The organism is Bacteroides sp. AM16-13 (genome assembly GCF_003602705.1).
Lineage (GTDB): Bacteria > Bacteroidota > Bacteroidia > Bacteroidales > Bacteroidaceae > Bacteroides > Bacteroides xylanisolvens.
Genome location: NZ_QTLK01000001.1, coordinates 336,633 through 351,244 on the forward strand (window position 1 = coordinate 336,633; position 14,612 = coordinate 351,244).

Annotated in this window: 14 protein-coding genes and 1 tRNA gene; 8 read left to right on the top strand and 7 right to left on the bottom strand. The window is 38.6% G+C overall.

The window, feature by feature from the left end:
- Positions 1–39: 39 nt before the first annotated feature.
- From nuoF to nuoE, 3 genes are read left to right on the top strand one after another with little or no spacing between them, the layout of a single operon-like run.
- Positions 40–1,947 carry an NADH-quinone oxidoreductase subunit NuoF gene (gene nuoF / locus DW173_RS01275; RefSeq protein ID WP_008774971.1) on the top strand — a complete coding sequence of 636 codons (1,908 nt, stop codon included), beginning with the start codon at positions 40–42 and terminating at the stop codon, positions 1,945–1,947.
- Between the two features lie 11 nt (positions 1,948–1,958).
- A complete protein-coding gene (locus tag DW173_RS01280) occupies positions 1,959–3,725 on the top strand; it encodes an NADH-dependent [FeFe] hydrogenase, group A6 (protein ID WP_120143464.1) in 1,767 nt (588 codons plus the stop codon).
- 18 nt (positions 3,726–3,743) lie between these two features.
- Entirely contained in the window at positions 3,744–4,220 is a 477-nt protein-coding gene (gene nuoE / locus DW173_RS01285; RefSeq protein WP_008021615.1) for an NADH-quinone oxidoreductase subunit NuoE, read from the top strand.
- Positions 4,221–4,299: 79 nt separating this feature from the next.
- Here the strand turns inward: nuoE and DW173_RS01290 are convergent.
- The 7 genes from DW173_RS01290 to DW173_RS01320 all read right to left on the bottom strand — a co-directional run bounded on the left by DW173_RS01290 (position 4,300) and on the right by DW173_RS01320 (position 11,390).
- Positions 4,300–4,387, bottom strand: a tRNA-Ser gene (locus DW173_RS01290).
- A gap of 309 nt (positions 4,388–4,696) precedes the next feature.
- Positions 4,697–5,629, bottom strand: coding sequence for a hypothetical protein (locus DW173_RS01295; protein ID WP_117706979.1), 933 nt, complete (start codon positions 5,627–5,629; stop codon positions 4,697–4,699).
- The gene (locus DW173_RS01300) at positions 5,629–7,740 is read right to left on the bottom strand and encodes a hypothetical protein (RefSeq protein WP_117706978.1); all 2,112 of its coding nucleotides are present in this window, start codon (positions 7,738–7,740) and stop codon (positions 5,629–5,631) included. The genes DW173_RS01295 and DW173_RS01300 overlap by 1 nt, the downstream gene beginning before the upstream one ends.
- A gap of 2 nt (positions 7,741–7,742) precedes the next feature.
- Complete coding sequence (locus DW173_RS01305) at positions 7,743–8,735, bottom strand: hypothetical protein (protein ID WP_117706977.1); 993 nt, start codon at positions 8,733–8,735, stop codon at positions 7,743–7,745.
- The gene (locus tag DW173_RS01310) at positions 8,725–10,092 is read right to left on the bottom strand and encodes a DNA methyltransferase (RefSeq protein WP_117706976.1); all 1,368 of its coding nucleotides are present in this window, start codon (positions 10,090–10,092) and stop codon (positions 8,725–8,727) included. The genes DW173_RS01305 and DW173_RS01310 overlap by 11 nt, the downstream gene beginning before the upstream one ends.
- 4 nt (positions 10,093–10,096) lie before the next feature.
- Complete coding sequence (locus DW173_RS01315) at positions 10,097–10,891, bottom strand: thymidylate synthase (protein WP_117706975.1); 795 nt, start codon at positions 10,889–10,891, stop codon at positions 10,097–10,099.
- Positions 10,892–11,105: 214 nt separating this feature from the next.
- Complete coding sequence (locus DW173_RS01320) at positions 11,106–11,390, bottom strand: hypothetical protein (protein ID WP_120143465.1); 285 nt, start codon at positions 11,388–11,390, stop codon at positions 11,106–11,108.
- Positions 11,391–11,789: 399 nt separating this feature from the next.
- On the opposite strand from DW173_RS01320, the gene DW173_RS24055 reads away from it, so the two are divergent.
- Genes DW173_RS24055 through DW173_RS01350 form a run of 5 tightly spaced genes read left to right on the top strand, consistent with a single transcriptional unit; the run spans position 11,790 to position 14,611 of the window.
- Positions 11,790–12,275: a hypothetical protein gene (locus DW173_RS24055; RefSeq protein ID WP_230372443.1), complete on the top strand. Its 486-nt coding sequence runs from the start codon at positions 11,790–11,792 to the stop codon at positions 12,273–12,275.
- A gap of 11 nt (positions 12,276–12,286) precedes the next feature.
- On the top strand, positions 12,287–12,622 hold the full coding sequence (locus DW173_RS01335) for a molybdenum ABC transporter ATP-binding protein (protein ID WP_117706972.1): 336 nt from the start codon (positions 12,287–12,289) through the stop codon (positions 12,620–12,622).
- A 12-nt stretch (positions 12,623–12,634) separates the two neighbouring features.
- A complete protein-coding gene (locus tag DW173_RS01340; RefSeq protein WP_118477409.1) occupies positions 12,635–12,856 on the top strand; it encodes a hypothetical protein in 222 nt (73 codons plus the stop codon).
- Between the two features lie 49 nt (positions 12,857–12,905).
- Positions 12,906–13,322, top strand: coding sequence for a PcfK-like family protein (locus DW173_RS01345; RefSeq protein WP_118477418.1), 417 nt, complete (start codon positions 12,906–12,908; stop codon positions 13,320–13,322).
- Between the two features lie 5 nt (positions 13,323–13,327).
- Positions 13,328–14,611, top strand: a complete 1,284-nt coding sequence (locus DW173_RS01350; protein WP_120143467.1) for a PcfJ domain-containing protein — start codon at positions 13,328–13,330, stop codon at positions 14,609–14,611.
- Position 14,612 lies beyond the last annotated feature (1 nt).

Genomic DNA, 14,612 nt, shown 5'->3' on the forward strand with positions numbered 1-14,612 from the left:
CTATATTTGCAAAAAAACCGACTAACAATTCTGATACTTATGAAAATTTTATCTATCCATGATTTGGCAACAATCAGGAAGAGAGCAGAGCACAATCTTTCATTGCGCGAAGAAAGTAATGAAAAGGTGACTGAAAAGTGTTACGGACTGGCATCCGGTGCGCAACATCTTCAGATTCTGATCTGCGGTGGTACAGGCTGTAAGGCATCTTCCAGCCAGGGTATTACAGACAATCTTCTAAAAGCCATCCAAAAGAACGAAATCACCGACAAAGTAGAAGTCATCACCGTAGGCTGTTTCGGCTTCTGTGAAAAAGGTCCTATCGTGAAAATTATCCCCGATAATACCTTTTACACCCAAGTCACTCCCGAAGATGCGGAAGAAATCATCAACGAGCATATCATCGGAGGACGAAGAATCGAACGGTTGCTGTATGTAGATCCTAAAACGGAACATACCGTCAGCGACTCCAAACACATGGATTTCTACCGGAAACAACTCCGCATCGCATTGCGTAACTGTGGTTTTATCGATCCCGAAAATATTGAAGAGTATATCGCCCGTGAAGGATACTTTGCATTGGCCGATTGCCTGCTTAACAAACAGCCGACGGACGTTATTGATATTATCAAACGTTCGGGACTTCGCGGACGTGGCGGTGGCGGTTTCCCGACGGGACTGAAATGGGAATTTGCCAACAAACAACAGTCAGATGTCAAATACGTAGTTTGTAACGCCGACGAAGGAGATCCCGGTGCATTCATGGACCGTTCCATTATGGAGGGCGACCCACACTCGATTGTAGAAGCGATGTGTGTCTGCGGTTATTCCATCGGGTCCACCAAAGGATTAGTATATATCCGTGCCGAATATCCGTTAGCTATCAACCGACTGAAAACAGCTATCAATCAGGCACGCGAATACGGATTACTGGGAGATCATATCTTAGGAACAGATTTCAGTTTCGACATAGAAATACGATACGGAGCCGGAGCTTTTGTCTGCGGAGAAGAAACTGCCCTTATTCATTCGATGGAAGGAAAACGGGGAGAGCCGACTCTGAAACCTCCCTTCCCTGCCGAATCCGGTTATCTGGGAAAACCAACCAATGTAAATAATGTGGAAACACTTGCCAATATTCCCATTATTCTAACCAAAGGAGCCGACTGGTTTGCAACGATTGGCACAGAACGTTCCAAAGGAACCAAAGTGTTTGCTCTTGCCGGAAAGATTAATAATGTAGGGCTGATCGAAGTGCCGATGGGAACTACTCTTCGGGAAGTAATCTACGAAATCGGAGGAGGCATCAAAGGCGGAAAGAAATTCAAAGCTGTACAAACAGGAGGACCGTCAGGCGGCTGTCTGACAGAAAAACATCTGGACACTCCCATTGACTTTGACAACCTTCTCTCGGCCGGTTCCATGATGGGTTCAGGAGGGATGATTGTCATGGATGAGGACGACTGCATGGTATCCGTAGCCCGCTTTTATCTGGATTTTACAGTGGAAGAGTCCTGCGGGAAATGCACACCTTGCCGCATTGGAAACAAACGTCTGCTGGAACTACTGAACAAGATTACGGAAGGAAAAGGCACAGAAAAAGACCTGGACACACTTGCCACTTTGGGACAAGTCATCAAAGATACGGCCCTCTGCGGACTGGGACAAACCTCTCCGAATCCCGTTTTATCCACATTGGATAACTTCTACGATGAATATATGGAACACGTACGGGATAAGACTTGTCGTTCCAAGCAATGTAAATCACTATTAACGTATACCATCAGTCCGGAACGTTGCATTGGTTGTCATCTATGCGCCAAAAACTGTCCGGCGGATGCTATCAGCGGGCTGGTGCGCAAGCCACATGTCATTGCTCCCGATAAATGTATCAAGTGCGGTATGTGCATGGCACGCTGCAAATTCAACGCTATTCTTGTCTGCTAAAATCGATTACTATGGAAGATAAACAAATCACCCTCCAGATAGACGGTCATTTCATCACCGTCCCCGAAGGAAGTACCATCCTTGAAGCTGCCACGAAAATCGGCATCAACATACCTACTTTGTGTCACATCGACCTGAAAGGCACCTGCATAAAGAACAATCCTGCTTCCTGCCGCATCTGCGTAGTCGAGGTAATAGGACGCCGCAATCTGGCTCCTGCCTGCGCTACCCGTTGCACGGAAGGAATGATAGTGAAAACCAGTACGCTACGTGTGATGAACGCACGCAAAGTGGTAGCCGAACTTATCCTGTCGGATCATCCCAACGACTGTCTCACCTGCCCCAAATGTGGCAATTGCGAACTTCAGACATTAGCGCTACGCTTTAATATCCGCGAAATGCCTTTCAATGGAGGCGAGCTCTCTCCCCGCAAGCGGGAAATCACCGCCTCCATCGTGCGCAACATGGATAAATGTATTTTCTGTCGCCGCTGCGAAAGTGTCTGTAACGATGTTCAGACAGTCGGTGCGCTCGGTGCCATCCGTCGCGGATTCAACACGACGATAGCCCCTGCCTTCGACCGGATGATGACGGAAAGCGAATGTACCTATTGCGGACAATGCGTAGCTGTCTGTCCGGTGGGTGCACTGACCGAACGCGATTATACGAACCGCCTGCTCGACGACTTAGCTAACCCGGATAAAGTGGTGATTGTGCAAACAGCTCCTGCCGTACGTGCTGCCCTGGGCGAAGAATTCGGTTTTCCTCCCGGCACACTGGTAACCGGAAAAATGGTTTATGCCCTGCGTGAACTGGGATTCGACTATGTATTCGATACTGACTTTGCCGCCGACCTCACCATCATGGAAGAAGGATCGGAAATACTAAACCGTCTGACGCGCTATCTCAACGGAGATAAGTCCGTACGGTTACCTATCCTGACCTCCTGCTGTCCGGCATGGGTGAACTTCTTCGAACATCACTTCCCGGATATGCTGGACATTCCATCCACCGCCCGTTCACCGCAACAGATGTTCGGTTCTATCGCCAAATCCTATTGGGCGGAAAAGATGGGAATCCCTAGAGAAAAGCTGGTAGTCGTATCCATCATGCCCTGTCTGGCAAAGAAGTATGAATGTGCCCGCGATGAATTTAAAGTGAACGGTATTCCCGACGTAGATTATTCTATTTCCACCCGCGAACTGGCACGACTGATTAAACGCGCCAATATCGGCTTCCCGCTGGTACTGGACAGCCCGTTTGACAACCCTATGGGTGAGTCGACCGGTGCCGGCGTTATTTTCGGTACAACAGGTGGTGTAATGGAAGCCGCCCTCCGTTCTGTTTATGAAATCTATACCGGAGAATCTCTGAAAAATGTAAACTTCGAACAAGTACGCGGACTTAACGGTGTCCGGCGTGCTACCATCAACCTAAACGGATTTGAATTAAAAGTAGGCATCGCACACGGACTAGGCAACGCCCGCCATCTATTGGAAGATATACGGAACGGGCACAACGAATATCATGTAATCGAAATTATGGCTTGTCCCGGAGGTTGCATCGGAGGAGGCGGACAGCCGTTGCATCACGGCAACTCGGAAATATTGTATGCACGCGCCAACGCACTCTACCGCGAAGACGCCAACAAGCCTTTGCGCAAATCGCACGAGAATCCGTACATCAAGACCTTGTACGAAGAATATCTCGGCAAACCACTGGGCGAGATATCGGAAACGCTATTGCACACGCACTATTTCAACAAATCTATGGATTAACTTTAAACGAAGAGTATTATGTCAGATATAAAACTAGCCTGCGATGTGGCAGAACAAGTCCGAACGATTTGCGACAAGCACGGAAACAACCCGGGCGAACTAATCAATATTTTGCACGAAGCGCAACACCTGCACGGCTACCTGCCCGAAGAGATGCAACGCATCATCGCTTCCAAACTCAATATCCCCGTATCGAAAGTATATGGAGTGGTCACCTTCTATACCTTCTTCACCATGACCCCGAAAGGGAAACATCCCATCTCCGTCTGCATGGGTACGGCATGTTACGTGCGCGGCTCCGAGAAGTTGCTCGAAGAATTCAAACGCGTACTAGGCATCGAAGTCGGCGAAACTACACCGGATGGAAAATTCTCATTGGACTGCCTGCGCTGCGTAGGTGCCTGCGGACTGGCTCCGGTAGTGATGATTGGCGAGAAAGTGTACGGAAGATTGCAACCGATAGATGTGAAGAAGATTATCGAGGAGTTGGAATAAATGTCCAGAATAAAAAGTGGCTGCTTTGAAAAATCAAGGCAGCCGCTTTCAAACATTTTTTAAACAACAAACAAAAAAGCGGAGAGAACGAGATTCGAACTCGTGATACCCTTTAGGGGTATACACGCTTTCCAGGCGTGCCTCTTCAACCACTCGAGCACCTCTCCTTATTTTCCAATAAAGAAACAGACAATGGAAATATATTTTCCACAAAAGAAATAGCAGCTTAAAAGCTGCTATCCTAGCGGAGAGACAGGGTTATGAACCTTTTCTACACAAGTTCCTTATTTACAAGGTTATAATAATGTCAATTTTACTCTTAGTAATGTTTTAGTAACCGAAGTTTGTCTGATTCAGTCCCACATCGTCTTCATGGTGTCCGTCCATCTTAACAATACAAAAATAACAAATAAATTTGTGACTACAAATTTATTTGTTATTTTTGTTACTTTGATGAGTTTATGCAATTTAGTATTTCAAAATTCAATCGTATATTTCCATGTTCTTTTAATACCCTCCGCATGCTTAGATGTATAAGTTTTACTATATGGGAAAACGATACTTACCGGAAGCTTTGCATAGTTTATAATATAAAATAAAGCCACACCAACAGTTTGCGGCTTAGTTGAAAGTGGACTTAAATAGATATTTGTAGATTTTGGGTTTTCTTCAACTATTTCATGAATTATCTGAGCCGTAACAAATGGATCAAAAGCAGGTGCAAATCTAATTTTCATAAATTCACCTGTTGACTGTTTTGCATTTTCCATTTTTAAAATACTTTCTTGGTACATATCAGGTTGAAGAGATGGAAATCCAAGTATATAATATTTCTTTTGACAATGTCCTTTACTTTGGGCAATTTTAGCAATCAAGTTGTCATCATAGCCAGCACAAATAATCAACAAATCATTATCAGTATTCGGATTATTATTTATAGATGAACACCCTTCTACATCATGTATTTCATCAATGTACCCCGAGAATTTCGTATCGTCTGCATCTTTATAATGGATAGGTTCAGTATAAAGCAGATCCACTTGAGATATTCCAAAATGAGAAAGTAATTTTAATAAATAAATTAAATGAGGTCTAATAAATCCAGTTATATCAATACAAATTTTCTTCGTTTTATAATCATTTGCATTGAAATTAAGAATAAAATTTTCAAAATACTCTGATTCTGACAAAAATTCACTAATATATACATCTTTAAGTGGCAGTTCATCTTGTCGAATACCCTTATATTGTGGAAATATAAACCATTGTTTTTGATATGATTTTACTCTTTCAAAAACTTCTTTAGTCCTATTACAATTGTCAAATGCGGACAAAAAAATATCATACTCAGGAGAATTTGTTAAATCCCCATTAGTATATGAGTCTTTATAAAAAATAGTATAATCCATTATTCTTCATCAAAAAGATTTAAAATATTATTTACACCACCTTCTCTCTTTGATTTCCTCTGTTTATTACTCTTTTTCTTTCCAAAAGTTGGGGCCATAAAACGAGACTTCATCTCGTTATATTGAGCTTCAAACCTGTCATATTTCTGAGGATCAAATATAGAATTAATCATGTCTGCATCTAAGTCGGCTATCCCCCTACGAGAAGATGGCAAATTCCATAAAGGGGCCAAAATTCTATGCAGTTGATAAGTCTGTTCCTTTCTCCCTGAATTTTTTTGTTTTCGATTAGATACTTCGACGATAATAGAGTGTGTTTTTGCCATATTTATATAATCTTTAGCCAGTGAGGAAATACTTTCTATGCCAAAATTAAATGCACACACACTTGTATCTGTTGGTTTATCAGAAAAACGATATATTTGAAAAACACTACTTAAACTATTTAGCGATCTATATAATTTTTTTCCAACATCTCCTATTATTTCCACATCTTGATAGAACCATTTTGCTGTTTCAAAAACTCCTTGATATTGAGCTTCCAAAGATATTACAGATCCCTCCTCTAGTGGTTTTTCCCCAAGCAGATCTGATTTTTCAACAATCAATTTAAGAGTTAATAAAAAAATTCTAGGATTTCCCCATGAAAGATTTATAAATTCATCAATTCCTGAATAGCAAGTATTTTTGATATTATTTTCATATGCTAACTGAGCTAAAAAATCTGCCTTATACTTCTCCTCTATATTAGTAAATTCAGTTTCTCCTTTTTTCTCCTTTTTGTATATAGCATATTGTTGATTTACAAAGTCCATAATAGCTTCGATATCAACTGTTAGTTTATTAACCTTACTAAACACTTTACTCTTTTTGGTACCCCAATTAGCCCATTCCTTATACAGTAAATATATCTTATACTTTTGTTCTAAAGGATTATTATCAGTATCAGAAATAAAATATTCTAATTTTAAGTCCAAATTATCGACTTCATTAAGAAGTTTACTAGTAATGCCTTCCCTTATTTCTGTCCGCAGATCTTTAAAATGTCGATACTCCTTATTTTGGTATCGCTTTTGAAGTTCATTAATAATCTTATCTTCTGAATATTTTTCAAGTTTTGCAGAAAACTGTTTTTCAATCTGTTCTGCTGTTAAATCATTTAAATAATACTTTTTCAATCGATTAAGATATAGCTCCTTAGCAAATTTTTTATACAACACATCATCTCCCTGAAAAATTTCGTCCAAAAGTATTGGTTGAAACTCTGACCCTGGCTTTATTTGTTCTTCTGTCTTAGTTTGCGTAGTAGTATATCCATATTTTCTAGCTCCAATCCAAAATGTACAAGGTTGTTTTTTTTCCCAAACTAAAGTATTAACAAAAACTTTTTGCCATTCAAATAATTTTTCATATTCATCTAGGATATAAACAAATTGTACATTTTGTAGTAAAGCTATATTCTTAGATAGCAAAGCAGGTATTCCAAACAATAAGTCTCCAGGAGAAAATAATATTCTCATTGTTGAGATGTTCAATGTGCGATTAAAAGCAGCATTTACAATTTCAAGATCAATCTTTTTTCTCAAAACAGACAGTCTCTCTAGAAAATCATCAATAGATTGAAGCTCATTTATATCTATCACATTTTCATAAAATAGAAGTGATATATCTCGCACAAAATCCTTCTCACTATAACCTTTAGAAATACCATCCGCAAATACATCTTTAGAAATATTCAAAAGAATATCGCTGATATATAACTCAAAGTAATATTCAAAAGCACTTTTCCATTGTTCCTCATCAATGCCCTTTCCTTTAAAGCGACTCGAATTAATTCCATCAAGAACAGAATATATGCCAATATATTTATCGTCATTTACTATTCTAGACAAATTTCCCTTTCTTATTTTTTGCAATGGATAAGAAAAATATCTTAGCAAATGAGTTTTTCCACAACCTTTCCCTCCTAATATATATTTAGGAAGCAACTCATTAGGATTCAAAATCTTATAATCGGGATTAACATTAACCCAATATTCATTTATCTCATTATCTGAAAAATCTGTAGCCTTTGTTATGCCAAAAGGGTTGTTTTTGGGAAATGTATTCATATTCAATATATTTTATGAAACCGTTTAAAAATAGGCGTCCAATTTGTATTCTCTACCCAAAAAATAGGGAGTGTATTGTCTGGAGTATTATGAAAAAGAGACAATAATAACTGCCCATCTTTATATCCCAGCGGATGCATGTTCCATAGAGTATTACCATACTTTTCACACATATTTTTACAAAAATCTTTTTCTATTTCATTAATTGGTTTGCAGAAATATCGAGAATTGTCAGAAAAACATTTAAACGAATTATCAATAGTAAAAACTGTTTCAACTTTATCAAATTTAGTTTCATTCTTAACAGAATTTATACCATCCTCAGTACCAAAAAGCATCAGATAATTTACTTCTATGTCTTTATTAATATGCTTAATCTGCTCCACTATATCTTTAGAATAATCTTTTGCCTGAGTTCCACTACCACAGAAATCATCAATAAATACATAACGTTTAATATTATTGTTTCGAATTTTAATATCAATCCTTGAAATATCAACATCATTTGCATCTTTTTCTTTAATTAAGTTAGTTTTAAAGATTTCATGTGTATTTATAAAACACCCTTTTTCCAAATTATTTTCTTGTCTAAAATAATATAATAGATGCACACCACTTTCAGACGGATTTCCCACACCTAAAAATTTAGTTTTCGACAATTCATCATTAAACATTCTGTTTATCAAAGATATGTCTTTAGTATTATTGTTATTTCTTCTTATTTCAGCCACAATTGGATACTTAAATAAATCTCTAAATACACATCTCAATAACTCTCTAAGTTCAACATTCCCAAAATACATAAATTTTGAAAGAAGAAATAACGCATGAAGCTTCTCTTTTTCTTCACAAGATGAATCTTTAAAATTATTCAGCCAATCATTATATATTTTATCAGAACGACGATCTTTCCATATCGTAGCATAATAGGTTATTACTTTGTATAATAATCTATCATATATAGGTAATGTATTTTCAGTAATATTAGCACTCATTTTTTTTAAAAACTAAAATCCATTCTCTTGATATTATATCAGCAGTTTTATTGCGTTTAGTCATTAATCCATAAGATTTTATATCGTCAATCAACTTAAACTGCAACTTTAGTCCCTGCGCCTCAACATATTCTGTCAGATAAGCTTGCGTATTGAACTCATTATTACAAACTTTGTTATTTCCAATTACAATAATAAAATAGCCATTAGCCTTTAAAACACGAATCGACTCATTGAGAGCTATTTTCATTTCTTGCAAATAATTGCCTACAATATATGCCCTCTTCTTATTTAGCAAAAACAAATTGGACAATAATTTATCAGCACTGTCAATACCCGTCTTCACGTCCTTTACATCCGTCAAACAATAGTTTTCTCGTCCAATGCTTTTACTATCAAGATTTCTTAGATCTTCTAATTCAGTAAATCCAAGCCAGCCCAAATTTAAACTAGAAGACCTTATATATTTCTGAGCTCCAGCATAAGGAGGTGAAGTAAGAACCATATCAACACTCCCATCTTGTAACATTTCTTTCCCACCAATAACAGTAGTAAGGATTTGAGCATTATCTGATACTATTTTAGAAAAAACATCAGATGACAAAGAATTTATCTTCTTAATTCTTATAATATTTTCAGCGCATATGGCATTAAATTTATCAAATACATTAATTGATTCTAATTCTATCAATCGTTTTCGTATCTTTTGATATTGCTCGCCACGTTTATCAAATCTATCAAGCTTAAGTTTTACAGGTACTGCTATACGTGGATCTGCATAACTCACTTTTTTAATGCAGTTTGAAAAACATACTGCAAAGAAATCCTTATATTCTCCATTAGGTAATTCACTAATTGCACGACGAATCTTTGCTAATTGGAACTGAGTGTTGAGAGGAAACCAAAAGTCTCGATTCACAACATTAGGATATTCGACTTTGCGAAACAACTTTGCACGATGAATTAAAGTAGAAAGAGTCTCAACTAACACACTATCCTCCAACTTCTTTGTTTTTACAGATGCAATCAATCTAGCTAACGGATTCGCATCAGCACCTATTGCATTTCTTCCAGCAAGATTAGCCTCCAGCAGCACAGTCCCAGTACCACAAAATGGGTCAAGTATAGTATCTCCTTTTTGGGAAAAGAAAGAATTATTCAAAAAGAAATATGGAATATGAACTAATAATTTCGCCGGATAAGAATGAATTAAATGTGTATACCTATCAGAACGATTCATTTCTGGAAATAAATCTCTAAAACTAATGGCTATGGGTGTACTAGTCTTGGAATACTCTCTAACAAAATATTCAGACAATTCTTCATTAGATTCATATTTTAGAAGTTCTTTATCCATAATTTCACACAGCTATTGGGGCTTTTATACTAGGATAAGGATTATATCCTTCTAACTGAAAATCTTCATATTTAAAGTCAAAAATATTACGCACCATTGGATTCAATTTCATTTTCGGATAAGGTAGCGGAGTTCTTGAAAGTTGCAAATCAACTTGTTCGAGATGGTTTAAATAGATATGAACATCTCCAAATGTATGAATAAATTCCCCCAATTCCAAGTCGCATACTTGCGCAACCATCATGGTCAATAAAGCATATGATGCAATATTAAATGGAACTCCTAAAAACAAATCGGCGCTTCGTTGATATAATTGACACGACAATTTATTTTCAGAGACATAAAATTGAAATAATGCATGGCAAGGGGGAAGTGCCATTTTTTCAACATCTGCCACATTCCATGCACAAACTATAATACGCCTTGAATCTGGATTTTTTTTCAAAGTGTCTATAACTTGGCTGATTTGGTCTATGTGCTGACCATTTGGAGATGGCCACGATCGCCACTGGTATCCATATATAGGACCTAGTTCACCACTTTCATCTGCCCATTCATCCCATATAGTAACGCCATTATCTTGAAGATATTTTACATTCGTGTCTCCTCTAAGAAACCAAATTAACTCATGAATGACAGATTTTAGATGGACCTTTTTTGTTGTCAATAATGGAAAACCCTCTTGCAAATCAAATCTCATCTGATAGCCAAAACAACTAAGAGTGCCTGTACCAGTACGGTCATGCTTAGTTGTTCCATTATCTCTCACATATTTTAAAAGAGTCTCATATTGATTCATATATCATTTACATAAAATTAGCTTTGCAAAGCTACCTTTTTTTTCCTAAAGTCGCAAATACAAAGAGATTTAAGTATTGATAGTTTGTGTTTTTTTTATTTCTAAGACAAATTCATCTATTATAGCATAGTTGGATAACAATCTCCTATCAACAAAATGTACCCAACGGACAGAGGATGTTTTTTGGCAAATAAAGCAAAATATTCTACAAACATCACAATCCTATTTTAATGATATCTTTAAAAGCCGTGTCCATCGCTTCATAATGATCGCCATCGTGAATACTTAAAGCAGCGATGAAGCTGTTTAAAGTACGAATGGCATCCAAACGATGCTCCATGCTTTGTCCTTCAAGATTACTCAATACATCTATTGCCGTAGTCAGATGTCCTTTCAATTCTTGTAGTGCGGATAAATCTTGAATCGGCAATAAATAGAAAAGTTCATTTTTGCCGACAGATTTCACGATGCCTTGCAGGGCTGTTGCTTGTAGTTCCATATAGGTTATTATATTAAAATGACGTAACTCTGCCAATTCACAAACTCAAGGCATCGCCAAACGCCCAATGCAAGATGAACCGGCAGGTTACGTCAAGATATAACCTATCCAGTCCATTTACTCTTGCATTTTGAAATTGGCGATTTCTGAGTTTAGTAAATGAACAAATTTCCACGATGCTGTTTGCATCGCTGACTGCAAAGATAGAAAAAAGAAAAGAATATATCTATCCCCAATGTATATTTCTCTGCAAATGACATATAAATCAATGAATTGAAGAAATACTGATACCATAGTAGGCAACTACTATGGATAATTTATAATTCTGAATCTGCCTCTTTATTCGGTTACCTCCATTTGACTGATTATACATTCTGCCGCATCAATCATTTTCGTTACATGGGCAAAGGTATTTACGGGTTCTTCACGGACAAACAAGGTCAAGCCGCAAGCGGTTCTGATAAAAATCTTCCTGCTGTACTTCGTCCAGAGAGTATTTTTCTCATAAATCTTGTTTGTCCTAAACCCTACACTATTATCGCCCCTGAAACGAAAACGACCGACACGACAGAAAGACGCATAAAAAAAAAGTCGGATAACCGAGAGGCAGATAAAATAATTGAAACTCAACTCACTCACCTCTTGAATCCGCATAAACTTAAAAAAATAACAGCGATGAAAACAAGGTATAAAATAGCAGTATTGGCACTCGTTGCCGTAGCAGGTTCAACCCTTTTGGGCGGTAGCTTTTGGTGGTGGTTAGTAGGCATAGCAGCAGGCAAGTTCGTAATCCGTTTGGTCTTTACCATAGCATTGGCGATAGTCATTTACTGCCTTGTTTATGCCTTAATCATTGGTGGAATATTTTGGTTACTAATTTCTTAAAACATACAGAGATGAACATCTTACCTATTGCAGTAAAATTCGTCAGTTGGGATGTAAACCCTCTTGACACATTGAAGAACAGCCGAGCATATATGCTTCGTGAAAAACTTAATAGAAACGGGAAAATGGATAGAGCCGAGAAAAATTGGCTTGCAGAAAATGTACGAAACAATACTTATTTCCGTACCGCCATCCCCTTAATGGGGTATCGCTTCGATTTTGCAGATGTTCTCCGCAAATTTCTTGTGAACCAATACGGACAATGGAACGAATACCATGCCCCTGATAAGACAAGCCTTCGCAATACGCTGTATGGCAGAATTAATCAAATAGTAGAAATCAAATAAACAGATAAGGTTATGAGAGTAAGACAGAATAAAACAGTAGCACAACAGTGCAGATATTACGAGGTAGAGAACATTTATGAGTACATGGTAAACGTGTATATCAACGGCAATTTTGAGCCATTCAAGGAACTGTATAAAGAGCTATGTACCGAAGCACGCAAGGAGTTCATTTCCTATCTGTTTGACGAGGTAATACCCGCATGGCGGTTAGAAATCATCCAAGCAACAATTTAAGTATTCACAAGGGGCAAGGTTAATGCCTTGTCCCACAATATATAACAATATGCAAGTATCAGTATCTTTCAAGAACTCAATCCAATCTTATTTGGAGCAGAGAGCCGAATATGACGAATTATTCGCCCGTTCATACCGCAACCCGTTGAAAAACATAGAAGATTGTATAACCTATATTTTGAACTATGTTCAGAAAAGCGGTTGTAACGGTTTTGATGATGAAGAAATATTCGGGCAAGCCGTGCACTATTTTGACGAAGCCGATATAGAGGTAGGCAAGCCGATAGACTGTAAAGTGATAGTCAATCACCATGTTGAACTCACCGAAGAAGAGAAGGTGGAAGCACGTAAAGAAGCTATCAGACGAGCCGAGAACGAGGCATACAGCCGAATGACACAGCGTAAGGCTACTCCCAAGAAAGAGAACAAGAACAGTAATAACGGACAAATGGCACTTTTATTCTAACGATTATGAAACCGAGAACGAAGATACAAAAAGAGGTTGCTGCATTGAGCAAGCGATTACCGAAGATTAGCGAAGCGCAAAAGACGTATGCTTTCCTTCATAGTTTTGAACACGTCGGGCGCAGGTCTGCCAAAGGCATCATTACCTGCACCGAGTGCGGACACCAATGGCAGGGAAACGGAGCATTGGCAGATACGCTTTGCGGTTGCACCTGCCCTCATTGCGGAATGGAACTGAAAGTCCACACCACCCGAAAACGGGTATTCAAGGAAAATGAATACTTCTCCATGATAACCACCTGCAAAAGCTACCAAGTATTACGGTTCTTCTTTGCAAAGGCTTATTACAAAGTCGGGCAACCTGCCGAATACACCATTTACGAAGTCGCACAACGCTGGATTGCCCCCAACGGCAAATTTGAAACGATTGCCCGATTGAGAGGGATAGCTTTCATCTATTATGACTTGTGGCAGGAAGGCAGTTCAATGGAAATACGTAGAAACCACTATGTATATGACATAACCCCTGCCTGCACTTATCCGAGAATGAAAGTTATTCCCGAACTCAAGCGCAACGGCTTCAAAGGTGAATTTCATAATACCCTACCATTTGACTTGTTTTGCGAACTATTAAAGAACAACCAAGCGGAAACACTTATAAAGACGGGACAATATAGTCTGCTAAGTTATTTTATACGCAATGCGTCCAAAAGTACCGCCACTTATTGGAACGCCATCCGCATCGCAACCCGTAACGGCTACATGGTAAGTGATGCAGGTATATGGTGCGACTACATAGACCTGCTCCGCTATTTCGGTAAGGACACAAACAGCCCGAAATACATTTGCCCTACCGACTTGAGAGTCGAGCATGACCGCCTTGTACGGAAGAAAACGGAACGTATGGAGCGTGAACGGATTGAGGAACAAAAACACAAGGCATTGGAAAATGAACAGCGTTTCCAAAAACTCAAAGGCAAGTTCTTCGGTATCGCCTTTACGGACGGTACAATCCAAGTACGGGTATTGGAAAGCGTATTGGAATTTTTGGAAGAGGGAACGACCATGCACCATTGCGTGTATTCCAACGAATACTACCTTAAACCGAACTCCCTCATCTTATCGGCAACCATTGACGGCAAACGGGTAGAAACGATAGAAATATCGCTCAAAACGCTGAAAGTCCTGCAAAGTCGTGGCGTATGCAACAAGAATACCGAATACCATGACCGCATTATTGAACTTGTGAATAAGAACAAACGCCTTATCCGTCAGCAGATGGCAGCATAAT